Here is a 24,660-nt window from a genome sequence, read left to right as displayed (position 1 = left end):
GGTGTGTCAGTGTTACTGGCCTCCACGATGGAGAGCATCGGCCAACCGCTGCCTTTTGCTACTGGGCACAGGGCATAAGCTTCTCAACGGTAAAATTGGGGAGATTGTGCGCCGGGCCTTGCCAGACAAACATATAGCCTACCACGGCAGCTACTTGCCCCTCACAATCTTCCGCAGCCGCTCCAGCCGTACCGCGATGTCCCGTTCGGCTCCATTGTTCGTTGGCTGGTAGTAGTCCCGCCCCACCAGGTCGTCCGGCGGATACTGCTGGCCGGCCACCCCGTGCGGAGCATCGTGGGCGTACTTGTAGCCCACACCGTGGCCCAACTGCTTGGAGCCCGGATAGTGTGCATCGCGGAGGTGGGCGGGGATTCCGACCCCGAAGCCGGCCCGCACATCGGCGATCGCCTTGTTGATGCCCATATAGGCGGCGTTGGACTTCGGCGCGGTGGCCAGGTGGACCACTGCCTCGGCCAGGATGATCCGCCCCTCCGGCATTCCGATCAGCTGCACTGCCTGGGCTGCGGCCACTGCCGTCTGGAGCGCGGTGGGATCCGCCATGCCCACATCCTCTGCCGCGGAAATGACGATCCGCCGGGCGACGAAGCGGGGGTCCTCCCCCGCTTCCAGCATCCGCGCGAGGTAATGCAGTGCGGCGTCCACGTCGGAGCCCCGGATGGACTTGATGAAGGCGCTGGCCACGTCATAGTGCTGGTCGCCGGCACGGTCGTACCGGACCGCGGCAGCGTCCAGGGCACGCTCGGTGTGGCGCAACTCCACGGTGACCGGTTCATCGGTGACCGGCTCCCCCGCCGCACCTTCCTCTCCCGCTGAACGTTCGACGTCGTCCGCGTCACCGAAAGCGACCCCCGCCGCGGCCTCCAGCGCCGTCAACGCCCGGCGGGCGTCGCCGCCGGAGAGCCGGACCAGGTGGTCGAGCGCCTCCTCGCTGAGCCGGACCTTGCCGCCGAGACCGCGGGGGTCTTCCACGGCCCGCACCAGCAGGCCCTCGATATCGGCGTCCGTGAGTGGCTTGAGGGTCAGGAGCAGGGACCGTGACAGCAGCGGGGAGACCACGGAAAAGGAAGGGTTCTCGGTGGTGGCGGCCACCAGGACCACCCAGCGGTTTTCGACGCCGGGCAGCAGCGCGTCCTGCTGGGCCTTGTTGAATCGGTGGATCTCGTCCAGGAAGAGCACGGTGGTGGTCTTGTAGAGGTCGCGGGCGGTCAGGGCGTCATCCATGACGCGCCGGACGTCCTTGACGCCTGCCGTGATGGCGGACAGTTCGACGAATTTCCGTCCAGGCCCGCGGGCAATGACGTGCGCAAGGGTGGTCTTGCCGGTGCCCGGGGGTCCCCACAGGATCAGGGAACTGGGCCCCGCCGGACCTGCGGCATCGGCCCCTGCGGCCAGCTGACGGAGGGGTGATCCCTGGCCGAGCAGGTGCTGCTGGCCCACCACCTCATCCACGCTGCGCGGCCGCATGCGGACCGCCAGCGGGCTCCGCGGCGATCCCTGTCCCCGCGCACCGTGCCCCCCGGTACCGGCGCCTGCCCCGGCGACAGGACCGTCGTCGTCGTCGTTTTCTGGGCCGTGCCCGAAGAGATCATCCACATAGATAGGCTACTTCCAGTCCACTCCTGCTTTTCACGGCTCCCGACAGCAAAGGATCGCCATGCCCGCCACTGCTTCCGCCGGCGGACCGCCGTCCGTCCGGACGGCATTCGTGGCCGGCGCCCGGCTGGCCGGCTGGGTGGAACGGTTCGGTTCCTCCCACGGCGGTTTCCGGTTGCGGGATGACGACGACGGCCTCCGGCTTTTGGCCGCTGACGGCAGCGAGGCGCTCCTGCAGGCGCCGTGGCCGGCGGACGGCCGTCCCGGACGCGGCGACGACCCGGTGGAACGCCTGGCCGCCCTGGCGTCCCAGCCGCGCCGCCTGGGACTGCTGCTGGTGCGGCGGGGCGGCTACGGCATAGGGGTGGCAAGCGAAGGCATGCTGTTGGCGTCCAAGGCAGGCACCAGGTACGTTCAGTCGCGCACCGCGGCGGGCGGCCAGTCCCAGCAGCGGTTCGCCCGGCGCCGTTCCAACCAGGCGGACGCCTTGGTGGCCTCCGTGGCGGAACAAGCGGCAGCGGTATTCGGCGGCGAGGCGTTCGAGTACGTGGTGCCGGGCGGTGACAGGGCCCTTGCGGACCTTGTCCTGCAGCAACCGCCCCTGCGCCCCTATGCCCAGCTGTCCCGCCTCGCATATCTCGACGTACCGGAGCCGAGGGGCGCCGTGTTGAAGAAGGCGGCGGCGGACGCGTGCTCGGTGAGGGTCACCGTGACCGACGCGTCCGGCTAGTGCGCAGGTGATGCCTGGTCAGCAGCCCGTCAGCGACCGGCGCGGCCGCTCCTGGCGGTACAGATAGCGTCCGGATTCACTGAAGCCCGCCCTGGAATAGAGCGCCCGGGCACCATGGTTTTGCGCCGTCACCAGCAACCAGAAGTCCGTCACACCGCGGTCGACGCCGGCCCGCAGCAGGGCGTGGAGAGTGGCAGCCGCATACCCCTTACGGCGCGCGTCAGGACGTGTGGCCATCCCGTACACGCCACCAAGGGTGCCGCCGGCAGGCATGGCAAGGCGTCCGACGGCGGCCGCGCGGCCGTCGCCGTCCCGCGCCAACGCGTACAACGACGGGCATCCTTCGAGGATTGCCCGTGCGGTGCCCAGGGCATCCCCGCCGCCGCGGCCGTCCACCTCCCACCAAAGCCGCAGCCAGTCCTCGGACGGCACAGGTGCCAGTTCGACCGCCGCGCCTTCACGGCCGTCTTCAGGGGTACCGCCTGCGGCGGCGCTGCGGGTCATGACCACGGTCTCGGACTGGCGGGTGAACCGCTCGGCGTCGAGCAGGTCGTGGAGCGCTGCCGCGGCGGGATTGTCGAACAGTTGGAAGATCACGGGCAGCCGGCGCTGGCGGTACCACGCCCTTGCGTCGGCGAGCAAGGCGGCCAGGTCGCCGTCGGATTGGCCGGCCTCCTGGGCACGCGGCCAGATGGAGTTGGCCCGCTGAGTGACGCCAGCCGCCGCCCGGAGCACCCAGTTGCCGGCTTCCTGCCTTTCAAGGGCCGGCCACGCAGCGTCCATGGCAGCTTCGAGATCCAAGGCAGCGGGTTTCGTATTGTCAGGGGTCGGCATCGGCATTCCTTCCTTAACGGCCGAAGGTCCCCCGGTTGGACCCGGGGAACCTTCGGTGGCGGCGCCTTGGGCGGCCGTCCTTTTTTTACTGCTTTTCTACCGGCTTTTTAGCTTCCGGTTTGAAGTCCACGCCTGCTTCCTTGCGCTGCTGGGGCGTAATGGGCGCCGGAGCCTCGGTCAGGGGGTCATGGCCGCCACCGGACTTCGGGAAGGCGATGACGTCGCGGATGGACTCAACTCCTGCCAGCAGCGACACCACGCGGTCCCAGCCGAAGGCGATGCCGCCGTGCGGGGGTGCGCCGTACTTGAAGCCCTCGAGCAGGAAGCCGAACTTGGTCTGGGCGTCTTCCTTGTCCAGGCCCATCAGTTCGAAGACGCGTTCCTGCACTTCGCGCTGGTGGATACGGATGGAGCCGCCACCGATTTCGTTGCCGTTGCAGACGATGTCGTAGGCGTAGGAGAGCGCCGATTCCGGATCCTTGTCGAAGGTGTCAAGGAATTCAGGCTTGGGCGAGGTGAAGGCGTGGTGGACGGCGGTCCACTGGCCTCCGCCCACGGCGACGTCGCCCGAGGCAACGGCCGCGGCGGCGGGCTCGAACATGGGCGCGTCCACGACCCAGCAGAACGCCCAGTCGGTGGGATCGATGAGGCCGGTGCGGTGGCCGATTTCCACGCGGGCGGCACCAAGCAGTGCGCGCGACGGGGTCTTCTCGCCCGCGGCGAAGAAGATGCAGTCGCCGGGCTTGGCGCCAACAGCGTCTGCGAGCCCCGCCCGTTCGATCTCGGTGAGGTTCTTGGCCACCGGGCCAGCGAGCTCGCCGTCGTCCTTGTACAGGACGTACGCGAGGCCCTTGGCGCCGCGCTGCTTGGCCCATTCCTGCCACGCATCCAGGGCGCGGCGTGCCTGCGAGGCGCCGCCGGGCATGACGACTGCGCCAACGTAGGGGGCCTTGAAGACGCCGAAGTTGGTGTCCTTGAAGAATTCGGTGAGTTCGGTCAGTTCCTGCCCGAAGCGAAGATCCGGCTTGTCAGAGCCGTACCGGGCCATGGCGTCGGCATAGGTGATGCGCTGGATGGGAGTAGGGATGTCCGCCCCAATGAGCTGCCACACCGCCTTGACGATGTTTTCGCCCAGCCGGATGATGTCGTCCTGGTCCACGAAGCTGGCCTCGATGTCCAGCTGGGTGAATTCCGGCTGCCTGTCCGCACGGAAGTCCTCATCACGGTAGCAGCGCGCAATCTGGTAGTACTTCTCGAATCCGCCCACCTGCAGGAGCTGCTTGAACAGCTGCGGGGACTGCGGGAGGGCGTACCAGGAACCCGGGGCCAGGCGGGCCGGAACCAGGAAGTCACGGGCGCCTTCCGGCGTCGAACGGGTCAGCGTGGGCGTCTCGATCTCCACGAAGCCCTCATCGTGGAGAAGGTCGCGCGCCACCCGGTTCGCCTCGGAACGGAGGCGCAGGTTCCGGCTGGGCCCAGGACGGCGGAGGTCAAGGTAGCGGTGCTTGAGGCGCGCTTCCTCGCCCACCTCGACGTGCTCGTCAATCTGGAAGGGCAGCGGGTCCGAGGTGTTGAGGATAGTGACGTCCTCGGCGATGACCTCGATCTCACCGGTGGCCAGCGCCGGGTTTTCGTTGCCCTCGGGCCGCCGGGAAACAATGCCCTTGACCTGCAGGACGTACTCGTTGCGCAGGCCATGGAAGACCTCTTCTTCACGCACCACCACCTGCGAGACGCCGGAAGCATCGCGCAGGTCCACGAAGGCCACACCACCGTGGTCACGACGGCGGCCCACCCAGCCGGCCAGGGTTACGGTTTGTCCAATGTGCTCGGAACGAAGGGATCCGAGGTCATGTGTGCGCAGCACAGCACGCCTTTCTGCGGGAAAACAGTGGGAAGTTCAATATGATCGTTCCGGGAACGATCCCGTCCGAGTTTACCCGCTGGAAAGGTACTGCCGCCTCATGGGCCAACCCCAGCAGCTTCAACGCCGGCTCGGCACCTTCGATGCCACCGCCATCGGCCTCGGCTCCATGCTGGGCGCCGGCGTGTTCGTGGTGTTCGCTCCCGCCGCAGCCCTGGCCGGGAACCTGCTGGTCTTATCCGTGGTTCTGGCCGGTGTTGTGGCGTACTGCAACGCGGTAGCCTCGGCGGCGCTGGCCGCAACGTATCCCACCAGCGGCGGCACCTATGTTTACGGCCGGAAACAACTGGGTGAGTGGCCCGGCTTTGTCGCTGGATGGGGATTCGTCACGGGGAAGACCGCATCCTGCGCGGCCATGGCGTTGACCTTCGGCAGTTACGTGGCACCGGGCTATGCCGCGCCGGTGGCCGTTGGTGCGGTGCTTGCCCTGACCGGCATCAACCTGCTGGGAATCACCCGAACTGCCCAGCTCACACGGATCCTGTTGTGCCTCGTCCTGGCTACCCTGGTGTTCGTCGCGGTTGCCGCAGTCCTCGGCCCGCATCCTGCCGCGGACATGGCTGGCCCAGGTTCCGGCGGGCCGGCCGGGGTCCTCCCTGCGGCCGGCCTGATGTTCTTCGCGTTCGCCGGGTACGCGCGAATCGCCACACTGGGGGAAGAAGTAAAAGATCCCTCCCGTACCATCCCGCGGGCCATTCTCGCCGCGTTGGCCGCCGCCTTCACCATCTACCTGTTGCTGGCTTTGCTCCTGCAGGCCCACCTGGGAGACCGTCTGGCGACTGCCAGGACTCCCCTCCTGGACACGGTGTTGGCATCGCAGCTGGCGGCGGGCGCACCGCTGGTACAGGTTGGTTCCGCTGCCGCATGCCTGGGCGCCCTGCTCGCCCTGATCACCGGGGTCGGGCGCACCACGCTGGCCATGGCGCGGGAAGGTGACCTTCCCCGCTCCCTGGCCAAGGTGGGCGGGGCGCACGCCGTACCGTTTGTCGCTGAACTGGCCGTGTCCGCCGTCGTGATCCTGCTCCTGCTGACCACTGACGTGATGACCGTGGTGGGCTTCTCAAGCTTCGGGGTACTGGTGTATTACGCAGTTGCCAACGCCTCCGCCTACACCCTTGCTTCGCATCCGGGCCACGCGCCGCGCTGGCTGAACGCGGCGGGCTTCCTGGGGTGCGTGGTCCTGGCCTTCACACTGCCACCCGCTCCGGTACTGACCATGGCTGCGGTCCTGGCCGCGGGTACGGCCGGCCGTTGGCTGGTGCTGCGCTTCAGGCAGCACCAGCCCAGCCGGCAGCGAGGCCGCTAAACGGACGCTGTTGCGTTGGCCGTGGTGCTCACCTGTACCGTGAGGTCCTCCAGCGGCGGGGTCCAGGTCTCCGGAGCGGCCACCACCTGTTCGCCGGTCCGGATGTCCTTGACCTGGTGGGTGCCGTCCTCGTCCGTGAACCATACGAACGGGATTCCGCGCCGGTCAGCGAACTTGATCTGCTTGCCGAATTTCTCCGCCTTCGCCGCAACCTCGGTGGGGATGCCCCTGCTGCGAAGCAGGGCAGCAACGTCCTGCGCGGCACCCCAGCTGTCGTCGTGGCTCAGGGCCACCAGGACGGCCGTGGGCACGGAACGGGAGGCCTTGGCCAGGTCCTGGCTGAGGATCCGGGACACGAGGCGGGTGACACCGATTGACAGGCCCACCCCCGGGAACTTTCGGTTGCCCTTCGACGCCAGCGCATCGTAACGGCCGCCGGAGCAGATCGATCCCAGCTGTTCATGGCCAACCAGGACGGTCTCCACCACCGTGCCCGTGTAGTAGTCCAGGCCGCGGGCGATGCTCAGGTCCGCCAGCACCTTGCCGGGGGCCCGCTGGACGGCGGCATCGATCACCTGTTCCAGTTCATCCAAGCCCTCGTCCAGGAGCTCGTCGCTGACGCCCAGGGCACGGACCTTCGCCACGAAGGAGGTGTCTTCCGTGCGGATGGCCGCCAACTGCAGGGCCTTGGCTGCCTGCTCGTCGGAGGCACCGAGTTCCGTCTTCAGCAACTCCGCCACCTTGGCGGGACCGATTTTTTCGAGCTTGTCGATGCTGCGCAGCACGCCGGCGGTGTCATCGAGCCCGATCCCCCGATAGAAGCCTTCAGCCAGCTTGCGGTTGTTGATCCGAAGCCGGAAGTCCGGGATGGGAAGCGCGCTGAGCGCCTCGGCGATCACCAGGGCAATCTCCACGTCATAGCGGAACGGCAACTCACCGTCGCCCACAACATCGATGTCCGCCTGGGTGAACTCCCGGGCCCGGCCTTCCTGGGGCCGCTCGCCGCGCCACACCTTCTGGATCTGGTACCGGCGGAACGGGAATGCCAGGTACCCGGCGTTTTCCACGACGTACCGGGCAAACGGAACCGTCAGGTCAAAATGCAGGGCAAGCGCGTGGGGATCAGCCTTGCCGCCCTTGACGGGGTTGTCGCCGTCGTCTTCCTGCAGCCTGCTGAGGCCGTACACTTCCTTGTCGATCTCGCCCTTGCGCAACAGCTGGCCCACCGTTTCCACGGCGCGGGTTTCGATCGAAGCAAACCCATGCAGTTCAAAGACCCGGCGCAGGGTATCGAGCACATGCAGCTCCACCAACCGCTCCTCGGGAAGCCACTCGGGGAATCCGGACAGGGAGGCGGTGCGTGCCATGGGGAAAGTTCTCCTTACGGTGGAAGGTGCGCCGGGGCTGCCCGCGCGCCGCTCCAAGGCGACGTTCGGCGGCAGCACAGCCAGCCATGCATAAACTATGTGCGGCAGCCAGTTTATGCGCCATCCGTGTGCATCTCTAATGCAGCGGACCGGCGCTGACGGCCGCCCCACCTGCGCCCGGCGGCCATTCGCCGGGCATCAGCAGCCCGACGACGAGGAGGACCCTTGGCGGCCAGTTCACGCAGTGCCCGCGAAACAAAACGGCGCATCCAGCAAATGGAGGCCAAGCGCGAGCTGCGGCGCAGCCAGGACAAGCGGCGCAAACGCGACAACCTCGTGGCCGCCGGCGCGGGAGCCGCCGCCGTCGCGCTCGCCGTCGTACTTCAACTCACAGCCTTCGCCGGGAATCCCACCGAAGACGAATACGCTGCCGCGCAAGCCGGGCTGACCGACCCGTCGGCGTCCGCAAGCGCCTCCGCCGCTCCGTCTCCGCAGGTGTCCAACGGGGCGAACATTCCAGCCGCGGACACCGCCGCCGGCAAGACGTTCTCCGGTGAGCTGTCCCTGAACGGCAGGCCCCTCGGCGTGGAAGTGGACGGCACCAAGGCGCCGCAGGCGGCCGCAGTCTTCAAGTCACTCAGCGATCAAGGCTTCTTTAACGGCAAGGCCTGCCACCGCTTGACCACAGCAGACCAGTTCGGTGTCCTGCAATGCGGCTCCGCCAATGGTGACGGCCAGGGTGACCCGAACTACTCCTGGGGCCCGTTGGAAAACACCCCCGCCGACAACAAATACCCCGCAGGGACCATCGCCGTGGCGCGGACGGGCAACAACGCCTATGGAAACGGTACCCAGTTCTTCATCGTCTACAAGGACACCGTGATCAATCCGGACTCCGCCGGGGGCTATACGGTGGTGGGCAAGGTGACGTCCGGACTGGATGCGGTGTCCAGGATTGCCGCCGCAGGTATTACGCCCGGGGCCAGTGACACAGACGGCGCACCGATCCAACCAGTCACGATAGACTCGTTTTCTCTGAAGTAGGACGCCGGGCCCAAGCGGACACGGTGCAGTACGTGAGTATTTCCCTCCAAGCGAAAGACTTTTAGCGGTGACAGACAGTCAGAAATCCGACGAAACAGCAACAGACCTGACCGTGGCGGCGGCCTCGGACACCAGCGAAGGCGCCGGCACCGAAGCAGCCAACCCACCGGCAGCCGCAGCCCCGGAAGAGGCCGCTCCCGCGGAAGCACCTGAAGCGGCGCCCGCACCGGCTCCGGGCCCCCGGCCTTCCGCGCCGTCTCCTGCCGCGTTCGCCTCGCGCCCGAAGCCTGCTGCCGCCGCTCCTGCCGCCGCACCCGTTCCTGCCGCTCCCAGCACGTCTGTCGCCGAGGCCTCCAAGTGGGGCCGGGTTGAAGGGGACGGCCACGTTTACCTGACGATCGACGGCGGTGAACACCCGGTTGGGCAGTACCCCGGCGTCAGCGGTGAGGAAGCCCTGATCTACTTCGCCCGGAAGTATGACGACGTCGTGGCCCAGATCGTGCTCCTGGAACAGCGGGTCAGCTCCAAGGCCCCCAGCACGGACATGCAGAAGACCGTGACCCACCTGCACGAGCAGCTCGCCGAGCGGAACATGGTGGGCGACCTCCGCGCCGCCGAGGCCAGGCTGGAAAAGCTTGCCGGCCAGATCACGGAACTCGAGAAAACCGAAAAGGCCGAGCACGACGCCGTCCGCGCCGCCGAACTCGCGGCCAGGGAAGCCATCGTGGCTGAAGCGGAGGAGATTTCCGGCCAGGATCCCGCGCAGACGCAGTGGAAGACCTCCAGCGCGCGGATGAACGAGCTGTTCGAGAACTGGAAGGCCGCGCAGAAGAGCGGGGTCAGGCTGGGCCGGAGCAACGAGGATGCGCTGTGGAAGCGGTTCAGGGCTGCACGTACCGTCTTTGACCGCCACCGCCGGGCTTATTTCTCGCAGCTGGACAGCAACAACTCCGCGGCCAAGGCCGCCAAGGAGAAGCTGATCGCCGAGGCTGAAGCCCTGTCAACATCAACGGACTGGGGCTTCGCCGCCGGCGAATACCGCCGTCTCATGGACCAGTGGAAGGCATCGCCGCGTGCCAGCCGGAAGGACGATGACGCGCTCTGGGCCAGGTTCCGCGCCGCCCAGGACGTGTTCTTCACCTCCCGCCAGGCTGCCAACGACGAGATCGACCAGGAGTACACGGCCAACCTCGCCGTCAAGGAGGAACTCCTCGCTGAGGCCAACTCGATTCTTCCGGTAAACGACCTCGCGGCCGCAAAGAAAGCATTGCAGTCAGTCCGTGACCGGTGGGAAGAAGCGGGCAAGGTGCCCCGGGCAGACATGGGCCGGGTCGAAGCCGGCCTGCGGAAGGTGGAGGACGCTGTCCGCCACGCCGAGGAAGAGCAGTGGCAGCGGTCCAACCCGGAGCGCAAGGCCCGCACCAACAGTGCCCTGTCGCAGCTGGAGTCCGCCATTGCCGGGCTCCAGGAAGACCTCGCGAAGGCAGAGAAGAGCGGCGACCAGCGCAAGATCAAAGCCGCGCAGGAAGCCCTCGAAGCCCGCCAGGCCTGGCTGGACCAGATCCAGCGATCGGCCAGCGAGCTGTCCTGACCCTTCCCCGACTGACGCACGGGCCCGGTCCGGTTATCCACATAACCTGGACCGGGCCTGTGCTCGTTAACGGCCATCCGGGCAGGATGGGGACATGGCCACAACACCAGTTCCTTCCGGTCCCTGGCAACGCAGCCCTGCCGCGGCGGGCAGCCCGCTGCAGGGCACTGACGTCGCCTCCGCTCCCCGTTTTCCGGAGCTGTACGCGCCCGGGGCCCCCTTTGCGGGGCCGGAACTCCAATCCCTCGCCGCCGACGGCCTGTTGGCCCGGTTCCATCACCACGGCTATACCCTGCCGGGGATGCCGGCGTCGCCGAAGCTACGGGCCCGGGCAGCCGCCGCCGTCGTTCCCACGGCGGTAAGGCAACGCGTGGTTGCGGGGCGGATGACCGCAGCCTGGATCTACGGCTGCGCGGCGGAGCCTGACCGGCTGGCATTGTTGGTCGATACGAAACGGAGGGTATCAAGCCTGCGGAACACGCGAGGCTGCACCCTTCACGAAGTGAAACTCGGTCCGCTCGATGTCATCAGCCTGGGCGGGCTGATGGTCTCCAGTCCGCTGCGGACGGCGCTGGATATTGCCTTGCACGTGGAAACGGAACGTGCCCTGCCTGCCCTCACCGCCCTGCTGGCGCGGCCGCAGCAGGACGTAGGGCTTCGGCTGCTGGTACGTGCCATCGAAGCGTCCCCCCGCGTGCCCCACAAGCGGGCGGCGTTGGAGAAACTGGCGCTGCTAGCTCCGGCGCTTGTTCCCGGTGGTCCGGTAGACGTCGAACACCCCGTCGATCCTTCGGACGGCGCTCAGCACATGGCTGAGGTACTTGGGGTCGCCCATCTCGAAGGCGAACTTTGAGATGGCCACCCGGTCGGTGGACGTGTGGACGCTGGCCGCCAGGATGTTGACGTGGTTCTCCGACAGGACGCGTGTGACGTCCGAGAGCAGGGATTTCCGGTCAAGTGCCTCTACCTGGATTTCCACCAGGAACACGCTGGACTGGGTGGGCGCCCAGTCTACGTCCACGATCCTGTCGGGCTGGTCCTTGAGGTCGGAGATGTTGGTGCAGTCGGTACGGTGCACGGAGACGCCCGAGCCCCTCGTCACGAACCCAAGGATGGGGTCCGGCGGCACCGGGGTGCAGCACCGGGCCAACTTCACCCAGACGTCTCCCACGCCACGGACCACAACGCCGGAATCCGAGAAGCGGGCCTTCGTGACCTGGGTGGGGATGCTGATCTCTTCGACGTCATCATCGGCGCTTTCATTGCCGCCCAGGCTCTCGATGAGCTTCTCCATGACGGACTGGGCCGAGGTGTGCCCGTCACCCACGCCTGCGTAGAGTCCGGAAATATCCGTGTATTTGAATTCCTCGGCCACCGCAGCCAACGCCTCGTGCGTCATCAGCCGCTGCAGCGGAAGGTTCTGCTTCCGCATGGCGCGGGTCAGCAGTTCCTTCCCGCGGTCGATCGCCTCTTCGCGGCGTTCCTTGCTGAACCACTGGCGGATCTTGTTGCGGGCCCGTGCGCTCTTGACGAAGTGCTGCCAGTCCTGGCTTGGGCCGGCACCCTCAGCCTTCGAAGTGAAGATCTCCACCCAGTCGCCGTGGTTCAGTTCGCTGTTGAGCGGAACCAGCTTCCCGTTGACCCTGGCGCCAATGGTGCGGTGCCCCACCTCGGTATGCACGGCGTAGGCGAAGTCAACGGGAGTCGATCCCGCCGGCAGCGCCATGACCTCGCCCTTGGGGGTGAAGACGAACACTTCGCGCGCGTTGATTTCAAAGCGGAGCGAGTCCAGGAACTCTCCGGGATCAGACGTCTCCTGCTGCCAGTCCACCAGGGAACGCAGCCAGCCCATATCGCCGTCGCGCGGGCTTCCCGGGCCGACGGCGGTGCGGTTGGGCTGGTCCTTGTACTTCCAGTGTGCCGCCACGCCGTACTCGGCCCGGCGGTGCATCTCATGGGTCCGGATCTGGATCTCCACCGGCTTCCCGCCGGGGCCGATCACGGTGGTGTGCAGGGACTGGTACATGTTGAATTTGGGCATCGCGATGTAGTCCTTGAACCTGCCGGGCAGCGGGTTCCAGCGCGAATGCATGGTGCCCAGGGCGGCATAGCAGTCCCGGACCGAGTCCACCAGGACACGGACACCCATGAGGTCGTTGATGTCGTCAAAGTCCTTGTCGCGGACAATCATCTTCTGGTAGATCGAATAATAGTGCTTGGGCCTGCCGGTGATGGTGGCCTTGATGCGGGCGGCACGCAGGTCCTCGGTGATCTGGTCGCGGATGACGCCCAGGCTCTTTTCCCGCTCAGGGGTCCGGTCCCCCACCATCCGGACTATCTCCTCGTACACCTTGGGATAGAGGGCCGCGAAGGACAGATCCTCAAGCTCCCATTTGATGGTGTTCATGCCCAGGCGGTGCGCCAGCGGAGCGAAAATCTCCAAAGTCTCCCGGGCCTTGCGGGCTGATGACTCAGCGGACACAAACCGCCAGGTGCGCGCATTGTGCAGCCGGTCCGCCAGCTTGATCATCAAGACCCGGATGTCCTTGGCCATGGCGACGACCATCTTGCGGACCGTCTCGGACTGGGCAGCTTCGCCGAAGCTGACCTTGTCCAGCTTGGTCACTCCGTCCACCAGCATGGCCACTTCCTGCCCGAAGTCGCGCTTCAGGTCCGCCAGGGTATAGGGGGTGTCTTCCACGGTGTCGTGCAGCAGGGCGGCCGCGAGGGTGGTGCCGCTGAGCCCGAGTTCAGCCAGGATGGTGGCGACGGCCACGGGGTGGGTGATGTAGGGGTCGCCGCTCTTGCGCTTTTGCCCGCGGTGGCTGCGCTCGGCGACGTCGAACGCACGCTGGATGAGGTCAAAGTCCTCTTTGGGATTGTTGGCCCGGACCGTCCGCAGCAGTGGTTCGAGGATGGGCGAGTAGGTTGCCGCCCCCCGCCCCGTCAGGCGGGCAAGCCGGGACCTGGTACGCTCCCGGCGGCCGGGAAACGTGGCGCGCGAGCCGGAATTGTCCACGGGAACCAACGATCCGGGGCGCGCCGAAGATGCCATACCGGCCTGTACACCGGCAGGATTCTTATCATCCTCTGCCGTAGGCGCCGACGCCGATCGTTCTTCCAATGAAGCACCCCTCACCACCATTTAATTACCCCAGTCTATTCCCCATGGCAGCGACTTTTATAACCGGCCCCGCATACGCGAAGACCGGGCGACGCAGAGTCTGCGTTGCCCGGTCTTGCAGGGACCAGCGGGTACCGCCGGCGGCGGATCAGGCCTTGGCCGGCGAGGCCGGAACTGCCCGTTCCGCCGCACCCGCACGCCGTTGTTCCACGCGCCGTGCCTGCTTCACCAGGTCCGGTTCGCCCTGGCGGAGCCACGCATACATCGGCGCAGCCACGAAGATGGTCGCGGCCGTGCCGATGAGGATCCCGACGAACAAGGCCAGCGACAGGTCGCGCAGGGTCCCCGCACCAAGGAGACCGGCACCGATGAAGAGGATGGCCCCCACAGGAAGGATGGCCACCATCATGGTGTTAATGGAGCGGACCAGGGTTTGGTTGACGGCGAGATTGACCTCCTCGCCGAAGGTCCGGCGGGTGGAGGCCTCAATGCCGGAGGTATTTTCCCGGATCTTGTCGAAGACCACCACGGTGTCGTACAGCGAGTAGCTGAGGACCGTGAGGAAGCCAATGATGGCAGACGGCGTGACCTCAAAGTCGCTGAGGGCGTAGACCCCGGCGGTGATGAACATCGTCACCGCCATGCCTGCAAGAGCCGAGAGCGACATCTTCCATGTGCGGAAGTACAAGGCCATCAGCAACGCCGCGAGGAGCACGAAGACCACCAGGCCGATCAGCGCCTGCTTGGTCACGTCCGCACCCCAGGTGGGACCGACGAACGTAGAGGTCACCTCGTTGTCGGTCACGCCGTAGGCCGTGGTCAGGCCCTGCTTGATCTTGAGGGTTTCATCATCCGCCAGCTTGTCGGTTTGGATGCGCATGGTGTTGCCCGCGATGTTGGCCACCCGGGGAACGCTGCCCGCCACGACGTCGGTGACTGCGTGCTCGCCCACGGTGGGGTCGGTCGTCTTCACGTTGGAAACCGTGAATTCGGACCCGCCGCGGAACTCGATCCCAAGGTTGAATCCGCCCTTGGCCGCCGGGATGATGATGGACAAAGCCACTGCCACGGCAGCGATGAGGAACCAGATCTTCTTGGCGCCCACAAAGTCGTAGGAGCGCTTTCCGGTGTAAAGCTCATTACCAAAGCTGGCGAAGCCTGACATTACTTGTTCTCCTTCGCGGAGGTTTTCGACGAGCCGGCGAGCTGTTCCTGCTTCTCCGCCAGGCGCCGTTCGGCGATGGTCATGCGGCGCTCGGCCTCTGCCGCGGCACCGGCGTTCTTGCCGCGCACCGCCACGGGCCGGTCCTCGGGGGTCCGCATGCGGCCGGCACCGCGATACAGCGGCACCGCTCCCAGCCGCTCCGGGTCCAGGCCGGAGAACTTATGGCCCTCACCAAAGAATTTGGTGCGCGCCAGGAGTTGCAGGGTGGGGTGCGTGAACATGAACACCACGATGAGGTCGGCGATGGCCGTCAAGCCCAGGGTGAAAGCGAACCCCCGGACGTTGCCCACGGCCACGAAGTACAGGACGAGGGCAGCGAGGAGGTTGACCGCCTTGGAGGCCAGGACCGTGCGCTTGGCGCGCTTCCAGCCGTTTTCGACGGCGGACACCAGGCCGCGGCCCTCACGCAGTTCGTCACGGATGCGTTCGAAGTAGACAATGAACGAGTCCGCCGTCTGGCCGATGGCCACGATGATGCCGGCGACGCCCGCCAGGGACAGCCGGTAGTTCTCGGTCCAGCCAAGGATGGCGATGGCCAGGTAGGTCAGCGCACCGGCCACCACCAGCGATGCGATGGTGACAAATCCGAGGGCCCGGTACTGGAACAGCGAGTAAACCACCACCAGGAGGAGGCCGATCAGGCCGGCCAGGAGACCCATGCGCAGCTGTTCGCCACCGAGCGTGGCCGAAATCTGCTGGTCGCTCTGGATTTCGAAGCTGATGGGCAGGGCGCCAAAGCGCAGCTGGTCGGACAACGCCTTGGCGGTCTGCTCGGTGAACCCACCGGTGATCTGCGGGCGGCCGTCGGTAATCACAGCCAGCGAACGCGGGGCAGAAATGACGCGATCGTCCAGCACAATGGCGAACTGGGACTTGGGATCGGTGCCCGACTCGCCTCCAGCGGCAACGTAGAACTGGTTCAGGCGCTCGGTCACGTCCTTGAACTTGGCAGTGCCCTCGGCGTCGAACTGGATGTTGACGGCCCAGTCATTGGTGACCGCACCGTGCACGCCCTGCTGCAGCTGGAAGGACGACGTGACGATGTTGGTGCCTTTGACCTCCACCGGCCCCAGAATGTACTTGATGGCAGGGGTTTTGGCGGTGGCAGGTTCGCAGGTTACCAACGGCTTGGTGGGATCGGACCGCTGCGGATTCTCGGCCTGGGCACTGTTGCAGTCCAGTGCTTCGAACTGCTTGTAGATCTCGGGCGTGATCCAGTTGGTGTCGCTGCTGTTGGCCGGCGCAGCCGTCGGCTTGGGCAGCTGGTCCTCCGGAGTCTGTGACTCTGCCGGCACCGCTGCGCCGTCGCCGTTGAGGATGACGGGGCGGAAGTTCATGTCGGCGGATGCCTGGATCAGGTTCCGGGTTTCAGCGGACGGCGTGCCGGGGAGGCTGACCACCACGTTGCGACCGGACTGGGTGCTGATTTCCGCTTCGGAGACGCCTGAGCCGTCCACGCGCTGGCGGATGATCGCCACGGCCTGGTTGAGTTGCTGTTCGTTGATGTCCGAACCCCCCTCAACCTTCGGCGCCAGGATCATCTGGGTGCCGCCTTCGAGGTCCAGGGCCAGTTTGGGTGCCCAGCTGGCTTGTCCGGCGATAGTGCCGCCCGCCAGGACGGCGGTCAGCGCTGCCAGGATTACACCAAGCCAGACCAGGACGCGGAGCCCTGGTTTCTTGCGGCCAGTTCGTGCCATTGTCGATCTTTCTCTTATTCGCGGAAGAACCGCCGGCACGGGCTGCAGCCTGCGCCGGCGGTCATCCGCAGCGGTAGAGGGAGGAAAGGAGCCAGCGGGCCTAGCTGTCCTTCTTGCCCTCGTCGTTGAGGCGCTTCAGGGTTTCCTCAGGAGTCTCGGTGCCCGTCACTGAGCTGCCCGATTCCGGGGTGGTGAGCGAGGAAGCATCATCGGGCACGGCAGGCGACGCGACGGACGGTTCCGCAGCAGGCTCGACCACCTTGGTCACTGACTGGCGGTGCACGGTGGCCAGGTTTCCGGGGGACAGTTCAAGGGTGACCTTGTTCTCTGCTTCGTCGATGTCCACGATCCGGCCGAAAAGGCCGAAGCTGGTCATGACCTCCACGCCCGGGGCAAACTTCGACTGGAGCTCTGCCTGCTGCTGCTGCGTCTTCTTGTTGCGGCGGAACATCATGAAGATGAAGACGCCGAGCATGACGAACAGGAGAATTGACATTGGATCCAAGGGGAATTCCGTTCTTTTGCGTGGGTGTTGCCGGTTTTCCAGCGACGTCGGCCTCGCTTCAGCCGGGGCGGGAGGTAGACGCAGGCAAAGCCTGACGGTTCCTTCCCCAAGCGACGGAGGCGTCAGGGCCACCGGCGAAACAAAGCGCCGAACGTGCCGGGCGTCATACCAGTCTAAAGGGAAAAGCTGAAGGGAGCCTGCTATTGGCCTTCCGGGGCCCATTCGCCGGCACTTGCGGCGCCTTCCCCGGAATCGAAAAGGTCCAGCTGTTCCTGCGCGAAGACTCCGGACGGAATGGCGTAGCCCAGGTGCGTCCACGCGGGCGCCATGGCGATCCGGCCGCGCGGGGTCCGCCCCAGCAGCCCCTCGCGGACCAGGAAGGGTTCCGCCACCGTCTCCACGGTTTCGGTTTCTTCACCGACGGCGATGGCGAGCGTGGACAGGCCTACCGGCCCGCCGCCGAACTTGGTGATCAGTGCCTCGAGGACGGCTCGGTCCAGCCGGTCCAGGCCCTTCTTGTCCACTTCATACATGTCCAGGGCTGCCGATGCCGCCCGTGAGTCGATCTGCTCGATGCCGTGCACCAGCGCCCAGTCCCGGACCCGGCGCAGGAGCCGGTTGGCAATGCGGGGGGTGCCGCGGGAACGGCCGGCGATTTCGGCGAAGCCGGCGGAGTTCACCTTCAGGTCCAGCAGGCCGGCGGAGCGCCGCAGGACCAGCTCAAGTTCCGGAACGGAGTAGAACTCGAGGTGGCCGGTAAAGCCGAAACGGTCCCGGAGCGGCCCCGGGAGCAGGCCGGCGCGGGTTGTGGCACCGACCAGGGTGAACGGCGGGAGCTCCAACGGAATGGCGGTGGCGCCCGCGCCCTTGCCCACCACGATATCCACGCGGAAGTCTTCCATGGCCATGTACAGCATTTCTTCTGCCGGCCGGGACATGCGGTGGATTTCGTCAAGGAACAACACCTCGCCCTCCGACAGGGAGGACAGGATGGCGGCGAGGTCGCCGGCGTGCTGGATGGCCGGCCCGCTGCTAAGGCGCAAGGGGGCGTTCATCTCCGCGGCAACGATCATCGCCAGCGTGGTCTTGCCGAGGCCGGGCGGCCCCGAAAACAGCACGTGGTCCGCCGTCCGCCCGCGCATCCGGGAGGCCTGCAAGACCAGGGACAGCTGCTTGCGGACCCGGTGCTGCCCAACGAAGTCATCGAGGTTCTTGGGCCGCAGCGCCGCCTCGATGGCCCGCTCTTCCGGCTCCTCCCCCGCTGCAACCAGTGACGGTTCAGCCACGGCTGCCTATGCGGTTGCCTGCCCGGGCACCGTCCTGGCCCAGCCAGCGGAGCGTGGTGCGCAGGATCTCCGGGACGTTGCCGCGGAACGAAATTTCCGGCTCATCGGCCAAGGCTTTGTCGATGCTGCCCGACGCATCTTTTTCGGACCAGCCAAGGCTGGTCATCGCGGCGATCACCTGCGGCTTCCAGGCCGCCTCGGCGGGGGTGGCGGCGCCGGCGGCGGGAGCAGTCCCGTGCGGAACAAGCTTTCCGGCCAGCTCCAGCACGATCCGGCCCGCCACTTTGGGACCGATCCCCGGGACCTTCGTGAAAGTCTTGCTGTCCCCCGTGTGCGCGGCAACGCGGATCGCCTCGGGCTCATGGACCGCCAGCACGGCAAGGGCGAGCCTGGGACCGACGCCGCTGACACTGAGCAGGACGTCGAATACCTCACGTTCGTCGTCGGAGGCGAAGCCGAAAAGCGTAAGCGAGTCTTCCCGGACGATCAGGGATGTGAACAGTTGCCCCTGATCGCCCACCTGCAGCCGGCTGAGGGTCTGCGGCGTGGCGTTCACGCTCATTCCGGCGCCGTTAAGGTCGATGACGGCCGTGGACAGGCCGACGTGCGCTACGGTTCCACGGAGGAAACTGATCAAGGCCGGGCTCCCGTTGTATCGCCGGTCTCGCAGTGAGCACCCGGCTATCCGAACATATCTACGAATACCCTAGCAAGCGGCAGGGATATTCAGCGCGCGCGGCGCGCCTTGGCCTCCGCCTCAGCCCACGCCCGCTGGGCGGGCGTCAAGGATGAACTGCCCGGCCCGGTGGTTGCCACGGCGGCACCGCTCCCGGCCCGCCACGCGTGGGTGATGGCCAGCGCCAGCGCGTCGGCGGCGTCGGCCGGGCGCGGAGGGGCCTCGAGGCGGAGGATCTTGGTGACCAGTTTGGTTACGGCGTCCTTGTTGGAAGAACCGCTCCCGGTCACCGCCGCCTTCACTTCCGACGGCGTATGCAGCGCCACCGGTATGCCGCGGCGGGCGGCCGCCGCGATGACGACGCCGGACGCCTGCGCCACGCCCATCACGGTGCTGACGTTCAGCTGCGAAAAGACGCGTTCGACGGCGAGGACCTCGGGTTCGTACCGGTCCAGCCACTCGTCAATGGCGGTGGCGATGACCAGCAGCCGCCGGTCCAGCGATTCGTCGGGCGATGTCCCCACCACCCCGACGGCCACCATCGTGGCCCTGCGGTTCCGCTCGACGTCCACCACGCCGATCCCGCAACGGGTCAGGCCTGGGTCGACGCCCAGGACGCGGAGCGTCACCGCTGGTGCCGGGCCTTAGTTGGCAAGGCGGGACGTCACTCTGATTCCAGGGCAGCCTGGACTTCGTCGCTGAGATCGGCGTTGCTGTAGACGTTTTGGACGTCGTCGAGATCTTCGAGGGCGTCTGCCAGCTTCAGGAACTTGCGGGCGCCGTCGACGTCGAGTTCCACCTGCATCGACGGGACGAACTCCACCTCGTCGGTGTCGTACTCGATGCCGGCTTCCGTCAGTGCCTCGCGGATTGCCTGCAGGTCACCCGGTTCCGAGTGGATTTCGAAGGTCTCGCCGTTGTCCTTGACTTCCTCGGCGCCCGCATCCAGCACGGCCATCAGGACGTCGTCCTCGCTCAGGCCGCTCTTGGGCAAATTGACCACGCCCTTGCGGGTGAAGAGGTAGCTGACCGACCCGGGGTCGGCAATGGTGCCGCCGTTGCGGGAGATGGCCAGGCGGACCTCGGAAGCCGCGCGGTTCTTGTTGTCCGTGAGGCACTCGATCAGCAGGGCCGAGCCTTGGGGGCCACGGGCCTCGTACATGATCTCGGTGTAGTCCACCACTTCGCCGGTGAGGCCGGCGCCGCGCTTGATGGCGCGGTCGATGTTGTCGTTGGGTACAGAGGTCTTCTTGGCCTTGGTTACCGCAAGTTCCAGGCCCGGGTTGCCCGCGAGGTCCGGTCCGCCCATCCGGGCGGCTACTTCGATGTTCTTGATCAGCTTGGCGAACGACTTTGCCCGGCGGCTGTCAATGATCGCCTTTTTGTGCTTGGTCGTCGCCCATTTGGAGTGGCCTGACATGCTCTACGCTTCTCCTCTGATCATGCGGATAAAAAGTTCGTGTACGCGTTTTTCGCCAGTCACTTCCGGGTGGAAGGAGGTGGCCAACAGCTGGCCGGAACGCACTGCCACAATTCTAGCCGCCCCGGGCAGCGGGACGGCGTGGGAGGCGTGCTCCGGATCCGCCGGTTCAACCTGGGCGAGGACTTCCACGCCCGGGCCCACCCGCTCAACCCAGGGGCCGCGGATGAAAACGGCGTGCACCGGTGCCACCCCTGATTCGGTGGCACTGAAGTCCAGTCCCTTGAAGTCCAGGTCGGTTTCGAAGGACTCGCGCTGGCGGCCGAACGCGTTGCGGCGGACGGTAATGTCCAGTCCTCCGAATGTCTGCTGCGGTGCGCCGGAGAGGTCGGTTGCGGGATCCGCGATGTCCGAGGCGAGCAGGATCATGCCGGCGCAGGAGCCATAGACGGGGAGTCCTTCGGCGATGTACTTCCGGAGCGGATCGGCGAGCTCGAAGGCCCGGGCGAGCTTGTCGATGGTGGTCGATTCGCCGCCGGGGATGATGAGGCCGTCCAGGCCGTCCAGTTCCCGGGGGCGCCGCACCGGCATGCCCCGGGCGCCGGTAGCCTCGGCCGCATGCAGGTGCTCGCGGAAATCGCCTTGCAGGGCCAGGACACCGATCCGCAGGCCTGTTCCCACGCGCGAAGGAGCAGCTGATGGGGGATTTGTCATCCCTCCAGCATACGGGCCACGACCTTCGACCGCCGTCGGGCGGCACGGTCCGGCAGCGGTTGCATGCCGTTGCTGGGATATATTCAAAACATGGTCTTCTTCAGTGTTCCGCTCGGCAAGCTGGTCCGCCGGGTGTCCCGGCTTCGGGGCGGCGGCTCGGCCCTGCCGGGCCTGGTGGTCGAGAAAATCGATCCCGGGTTCATGCGGCGGACGCTCAGCACCCTCCCCCATGGCGTGGCCGTCGTCAGCGGCACCAACGGCAAGACCACCACCACCAAAATGGTGGTTGAACTGCTCGAAAGCCAGGGACTGAAGGTTTTCACCAACCGCACCGGCAGCAACTTCACCCGTGGCGTGGCGGCGGCGCTCCTGGGCGAAGTGGACTGGCGTGGCAGGCTGGACGCCGACGTCGCGGTCCTGGAACTCGACGAAGCGCACGCGGTGCACTTCGTGAACAGCGTCCCACCCCGCTACTGCCTGCTGCTGAATGTGCTGCGCGACCAGCTGGACCGCTTTGGCGAGATCGACAAGACCGCCCAGCTGCTCCAGCACATCGCCGCCAAGACCACCGGCACTGTGGTGCTGAACCGTGAGGACCCGCGGGTGGCACGCATCGCGGTCACCCTGACCGGCCAGGAGGTCAAGTACTTCGGCCTGGACGAGTCGTTGCTGGCAACCTTTCCCAACGACGACGACATGCGCGCAGCCCCCGGCAGCCCGGCTCCGGCGGGCCTGCCGCAGAAGCCGCCGGCCGACGTCGTACTGCTGAAGGTGGGCGCGGACAGCGCCGAGTTTGCGTACGACGGCGGGGCAGTCACCACGGCAATGAAGCTGCGGGGCGTGTACAACATCTTCAACGCCGCGGCGGCGCTGTCGCTGGCCCGCAGCATTTGCGGGGGCGGAGCCGCCACCGCAAATCACGCCACCTTGCTGGAGGCGTTGTCCCGGGTGGCGCCCGCGTTTGGACGCGGCGAAAGCCTGACCGTCGACGGCCTGCCGCTTGACCTTGTCCTGGTGAAAAACCCCAGTGGATTCCGGCTGGGGCTCAAGTCGTTCCCGGCCGGCGGGTACGCCACCATGATCGCCATCAATGACAACTACGCCGACGGCCGGGACATGTCCTGGCTCTGGGATGTGGAATTCGATTCGCTCCGGGCTGAAGGTGTTGACCAGCTGACCGGTTCCAGGGCCTATGACATGGCGCTCCGGCTGCAGTACGACGACGTCCGCATCGGCGCCGTCGAACCCGAGATCGCCCCCGCGCTGGCGGCTTTCATCAGGGAAGGCCGCGGGAAGCCCAAGCGGATCTTCTGTACATACACCGCCATGCTGGCCATCCGCCGTGAGCTGGCCAAAATCACCACCGTGGAGGTTGTCTCGTGAATCCGGCCGAAACCTCGACCGCTGCCCATCCATCCAAGGGCACCCTCCGCGTAGTGCAGCTCTACCCGCGGGACATGAACATCTACGGTGACTGGGGCAACGCCCTGGTCCTGCAACGCAGGATCGCCTGGCACGGCTACACGCCCGATGTCCTTGAATACAACGTGGGCGATCCTTTTCCGGACAATGTGGACATCATCGTCGGTGGCGGCGGGCAGGACAGCGGGCAGCTGGTCATCCAGGACGATCTGCAGGCCCGGGCCGGCGAATTGCGGGAACTGGCCGAGCAAGGTGCGCCCATGCTGGTCATCTGCGGCCTGTACCAGCTTTTCGGCCGGTTCTTCAAGACCCGCACCGGTGCCGTGATCCCGGGCATCGGCATCCTGGACGTGGAAACCCACGGCACGGACGAACGCCTGATCGGCAACGTGAAGGTGTCAACCACCGAGTTCGGCGAAGTCCTTGGCTACGAAAACCACAGCGGGCAGACCACGCTGGGCGGCGGGGTACGGCCGCTTGGAACCGTGGCAAAGGGAACGGGCAACAACAGCAACGACGGCCACGAAGGTGCCCGGTACCGGAACATCGTGGCCAGCTACCTGCACGGTTCCCTGCTGCCCAAGAACCCGGCCATTGCCGACTTCCTGATCCGGACCGCGGCAGAACGCAAGTTCGGCAGCTTCTCCCCCGGAACACCGGACGATGCCTACGCTGTCCTGGCGCGGGAGCACGCAGCCCGCAGGCCCCGCTAAAGTCACTGCCGCACGCGGGCGCTGCCTTCTAGCGCCACTGGAAATACTCACGGTGGATGTTCGCCCGGCGGACTCCGGCCGCCCGGAAAGCCCTCCGGAACTGGCGGAGCATGGTGTCCGGGCCGCCCATGAACACCGACAGCCTGCGCGGTTCGGTGCCCACAGCTTCCAGGACCGCTTCGGGGGTCAGGCGGCCGTCCGCCGCGGTGTCCACCACGTGGACCGTAAGCCGCGGATGGTTCCTGGCGACGGCGGCGATCTCGTCGGCGAATGGGGACGGTCCCGCCGACGTGACGAAGAAGTGGACGTTCTCGTGCAGTTCCCCGTCAAGTGACCGGAGCCAACTCAGGAACGGCGTGATGCCCACGCCGCCGGCGATCCACACCTGGTCGGCGGTGCCGCGGTGCCGGTCGAAGCGGCCGTAGGGGCCGCCGACCACCGCCGGCATCCCCGGCCTGATGACGTCCGGCAGCCTGGTGGTGTGGTCCCCCAGAGCCTTCACCGTGATGCTGATGCCACCCTCACCCGCGGGCCCGGAAATGGAAAAGGGATGCCGTTGCCAGCCCTCTGCCGTTTCCAGGTAAATCATGGCGAACTGCCCCGGCCTGAAGCTCAACGGCCGGCCCAGGGGACGGAGGGCCACCTCCACCAGGTCCGCAGCGACCGTCCGGACGCCCGACACCTGGTAATCGTGGTGCGGCAGGAAATGGCGTGATAGCAGTTCCCGGTAGGCATAGAAGGCCAGCCCCGTCGCCCCGATGGCCACGTAGCTCCACCGCAACGCAGGGGCCGCCTCGAAAGCGCTGGCATCCAGCAGGCCGTGCAGGAATCCGGCAGCAACGAACAGTCCGGTCAGCCGGTGGAAACCGCGCCAGCGTTCATAGCCCCCCAGCAGGCGGCCCACCAGCTGGAAGGGCCGGGTTTGCAGCGAGGCGATGACAACGCGGCGCGCGGCCGCCGGAAGCATGGTCCGCCACCGCGGGAGGATGGCCCACACCACGAGCGCAATGAGGCCGCAGGTGGCTGCCACGGCCAGCGTCTTGCCGAGGCTCGTGGCCTCGGGGCTGGCCGCAAATTCAATGTGCGGCAGCAGCAGGACCGTCGCGGTGATTGCCGCCCTCCGGTGCCAGATGGCCGCGTGGTCAATTCCGCCAAAAATAGGTTCAACGTGCGGGAGCGTGCTGACCAGGACCAAGGCAATCGAGTACAGCAGGACGGACTCCCCGCCGAAAAGCTGCCCCACGTAGCCAAGGACAGGTTCCCCCGCCGGACGCACCGCGTACCAGAACAGGGCGTACGCAACCACCAGCACCAGAACCACCCCGGGACCCATCCAGCGGAGGGGCATTCCCAGGACGGCGGCCCGGGGCCTCGTGGCAGGCTTGGTCATTGGCCGGATCCCTTCGTGGTGGCAACCTGCTGCGGATCCAGGCAAAGGACGCGCAAATGCGGGCCGCTCGTGGCCCGC

Annotated in this window: 21 protein-coding genes; 7 read left to right on the top strand and 14 right to left on the bottom strand. The window is 66.6% G+C overall.

What is annotated here, in order from left to right:
• Nucleotides 1–150: 150 nt before the first annotated feature.
• Nucleotides 151–1,614 carry a replication-associated recombination protein A gene (locus ACFVVC_RS00925; RefSeq protein WP_387448010.1) on the bottom strand — a complete coding sequence of 488 codons (1,464 nt, stop codon included), beginning with the start codon at nucleotides 1,612–1,614 and terminating at the stop codon, nucleotides 151–153.
• A gap of 61 nt (nucleotides 1,615–1,675) precedes the next feature.
• Between ACFVVC_RS00925 and ACFVVC_RS00920 the strand changes: the two genes are divergently transcribed.
• The gene (locus ACFVVC_RS00920) at nucleotides 1,676–2,344 is read left to right on the top strand and encodes an acVLRF1 family peptidyl-tRNA hydrolase (protein ID WP_387448009.1); all 669 of its coding nucleotides are present in this window, start codon (nucleotides 1,676–1,678) and stop codon (nucleotides 2,342–2,344) included.
• Between the two features lie 18 nt (nucleotides 2,345–2,362).
• Here ACFVVC_RS00920 and ACFVVC_RS00915 read toward each other — a convergent pair whose 3' ends face one another.
• Nucleotides 2,363–3,178: a GNAT family N-acetyltransferase gene (locus ACFVVC_RS00915; RefSeq protein ID WP_387448007.1), complete on the bottom strand. Its 816-nt coding sequence runs from the start codon at nucleotides 3,176–3,178 to the stop codon at nucleotides 2,363–2,365.
• Between the two features lie 85 nt (nucleotides 3,179–3,263).
• Nucleotides 3,264–5,045: an aspartate--tRNA ligase gene (gene aspS, locus ACFVVC_RS00910; protein WP_387448005.1), complete on the bottom strand. Its 1,782-nt coding sequence runs from the start codon at nucleotides 5,043–5,045 to the stop codon at nucleotides 3,264–3,266.
• A 97-nt stretch (nucleotides 5,046–5,142) separates the two neighbouring features.
• Here aspS and ACFVVC_RS00905 point away from each other — a divergent pair, with 97 nt between their 5' ends.
• Nucleotides 5,143–6,408 (top strand): APC family permease, encoded by a 1,266-nt coding sequence (locus ACFVVC_RS00905; protein WP_387448003.1) that lies wholly within the window; start codon nucleotides 5,143–5,145, stop codon nucleotides 6,406–6,408.
• Here the strand turns inward: ACFVVC_RS00905 and hisS are convergent.
• Nucleotides 6,405–7,775, bottom strand: coding sequence for a histidine--tRNA ligase (gene hisS, locus ACFVVC_RS00900; RefSeq protein WP_387448001.1), 1,371 nt, complete (start codon nucleotides 7,773–7,775; stop codon nucleotides 6,405–6,407). The two genes, ACFVVC_RS00905 and hisS, sit on opposite strands and share 4 nt — an antisense overlap.
• 225 nt (nucleotides 7,776–8,000) lie before the next feature.
• Between hisS and ACFVVC_RS00895 the strand changes: the two genes are divergently transcribed.
• The 3 genes from ACFVVC_RS00895 (at nucleotide 8,001) to ACFVVC_RS00885 (ending at nucleotide 11,263) form a co-directional block, all read left to right on the top strand.
• Complete coding sequence (locus tag ACFVVC_RS00895; protein WP_387447999.1) at nucleotides 8,001–8,819, top strand: peptidylprolyl isomerase; 819 nt, start codon at nucleotides 8,001–8,003, stop codon at nucleotides 8,817–8,819.
• A 67-nt stretch (nucleotides 8,820–8,886) separates the two neighbouring features.
• A complete protein-coding gene (locus ACFVVC_RS00890) occupies nucleotides 8,887–10,410 on the top strand; it encodes a DUF349 domain-containing protein (RefSeq protein WP_387447998.1) in 1,524 nt (507 codons plus the stop codon).
• Between the two features lie 94 nt (nucleotides 10,411–10,504).
• Nucleotides 10,505–11,263: a type IV toxin-antitoxin system AbiEi family antitoxin gene (locus ACFVVC_RS00885; RefSeq protein WP_387447996.1), complete on the top strand. Its 759-nt coding sequence runs from the start codon at nucleotides 10,505–10,507 to the stop codon at nucleotides 11,261–11,263.
• Here ACFVVC_RS00885 and ACFVVC_RS00880 read toward each other — a convergent pair.
• The 9 genes from ACFVVC_RS00880 to pdxT all read right to left on the bottom strand — a co-directional run bounded on the left by ACFVVC_RS00880 (nucleotide 11,144) and on the right by pdxT (nucleotide 21,057).
• Nucleotides 11,144–13,534, bottom strand: coding sequence for a RelA/SpoT family protein (locus ACFVVC_RS00880; RefSeq protein ID WP_387447994.1), 2,391 nt, complete (start codon nucleotides 13,532–13,534; stop codon nucleotides 11,144–11,146). The two genes, ACFVVC_RS00885 and ACFVVC_RS00880, sit on opposite strands and share 120 nt — an antisense overlap.
• Before the next feature lie 148 nt (nucleotides 13,535–13,682).
• Nucleotides 13,683–14,699: a protein translocase subunit SecF gene (gene secF / locus ACFVVC_RS00875; protein ID WP_387447992.1), complete on the bottom strand. Its 1,017-nt coding sequence runs from the start codon at nucleotides 14,697–14,699 to the stop codon at nucleotides 13,683–13,685.
• The gene (gene secD, locus ACFVVC_RS00870) at nucleotides 14,699–16,456 is read right to left on the bottom strand and encodes a protein translocase subunit SecD (protein ID WP_387447990.1); all 1,758 of its coding nucleotides are present in this window, start codon (nucleotides 16,454–16,456) and stop codon (nucleotides 14,699–14,701) included. Before secD ends, secF begins: the two co-directional genes overlap by 1 nt.
• A 100-nt stretch (nucleotides 16,457–16,556) precedes the next feature.
• Nucleotides 16,557–16,952 carry a preprotein translocase subunit YajC gene (gene yajC, locus ACFVVC_RS00865; protein WP_387447988.1) on the bottom strand — a complete coding sequence of 132 codons (396 nt, stop codon included), beginning with the start codon at nucleotides 16,950–16,952 and terminating at the stop codon, nucleotides 16,557–16,559.
• Nucleotides 16,953–17,161: 209 nt separating this feature from the next.
• A complete protein-coding gene (gene ruvB / locus ACFVVC_RS00860) occupies nucleotides 17,162–18,247 on the bottom strand; it encodes a Holliday junction branch migration DNA helicase RuvB (protein ID WP_387447985.1) in 1,086 nt (361 codons plus the stop codon).
• Nucleotides 18,240–18,884 carry a Holliday junction branch migration protein RuvA gene (ruvA, locus tag ACFVVC_RS00855; RefSeq protein WP_387447983.1) on the bottom strand — a complete coding sequence of 215 codons (645 nt, stop codon included), beginning with the start codon at nucleotides 18,882–18,884 and terminating at the stop codon, nucleotides 18,240–18,242. The genes ruvB and ruvA overlap by 8 nt, the downstream gene beginning before the upstream one ends.
• 89 nt (nucleotides 18,885–18,973) lie before the next feature.
• Entirely contained in the window at nucleotides 18,974–19,552 is a 579-nt protein-coding gene (gene ruvC / locus ACFVVC_RS00850; protein ID WP_387447982.1) for a crossover junction endodeoxyribonuclease RuvC, read from the bottom strand.
• Nucleotides 19,553–19,587: 35 nt separating this feature from the next.
• Entirely contained in the window at nucleotides 19,588–20,343 is a 756-nt protein-coding gene (locus ACFVVC_RS00845; RefSeq protein ID WP_387447980.1) for a YebC/PmpR family DNA-binding transcriptional regulator, read from the bottom strand.
• 3 nt (nucleotides 20,344–20,346) lie between these two features.
• Nucleotides 20,347–21,057, bottom strand: coding sequence for a pyridoxal 5'-phosphate synthase glutaminase subunit PdxT (pdxT, locus tag ACFVVC_RS00840; RefSeq protein ID WP_387447978.1), 711 nt, complete (start codon nucleotides 21,055–21,057; stop codon nucleotides 20,347–20,349).
• A gap of 90 nt (nucleotides 21,058–21,147) precedes the next feature.
• On the opposite strand from pdxT, the gene ACFVVC_RS00835 reads away from it, so the two are divergent.
• Together ACFVVC_RS00835 and ACFVVC_RS00830 are read left to right on the top strand one after the other, a co-directional pair.
• The gene (locus ACFVVC_RS00835) at nucleotides 21,148–22,440 is read left to right on the top strand and encodes a MurT ligase domain-containing protein (RefSeq protein WP_387447976.1); all 1,293 of its coding nucleotides are present in this window, start codon (nucleotides 21,148–21,150) and stop codon (nucleotides 22,438–22,440) included.
• A complete protein-coding gene (locus ACFVVC_RS00830; protein ID WP_387447974.1) occupies nucleotides 22,437–23,192 on the top strand; it encodes a type 1 glutamine amidotransferase in 756 nt (251 codons plus the stop codon). The genes ACFVVC_RS00835 and ACFVVC_RS00830 overlap by 4 nt, the downstream gene beginning before the upstream one ends.
• Before the next feature lie 28 nt (nucleotides 23,193–23,220).
• On the opposite strand, the gene ACFVVC_RS00825 is transcribed toward ACFVVC_RS00830, so the two are convergent.
• A complete protein-coding gene (locus ACFVVC_RS00825; RefSeq protein WP_387447973.1) occupies nucleotides 23,221–24,582 on the bottom strand; it encodes a hypothetical protein in 1,362 nt (453 codons plus the stop codon).
• Nucleotides 24,583–24,660: the final 78 nt, after the last annotated feature.

The sequence above is a fragment of the Pseudarthrobacter sp. NPDC058196 genome, assembly GCF_042882685.1.
Lineage (GTDB): Bacteria > Actinomycetota > Actinomycetes > Actinomycetales > Micrococcaceae > Arthrobacter.
The sequence above is the reverse complement of the archived record's forward strand: the minus strand, read 5'-3'. Positions and strand labels throughout refer to the sequence as shown.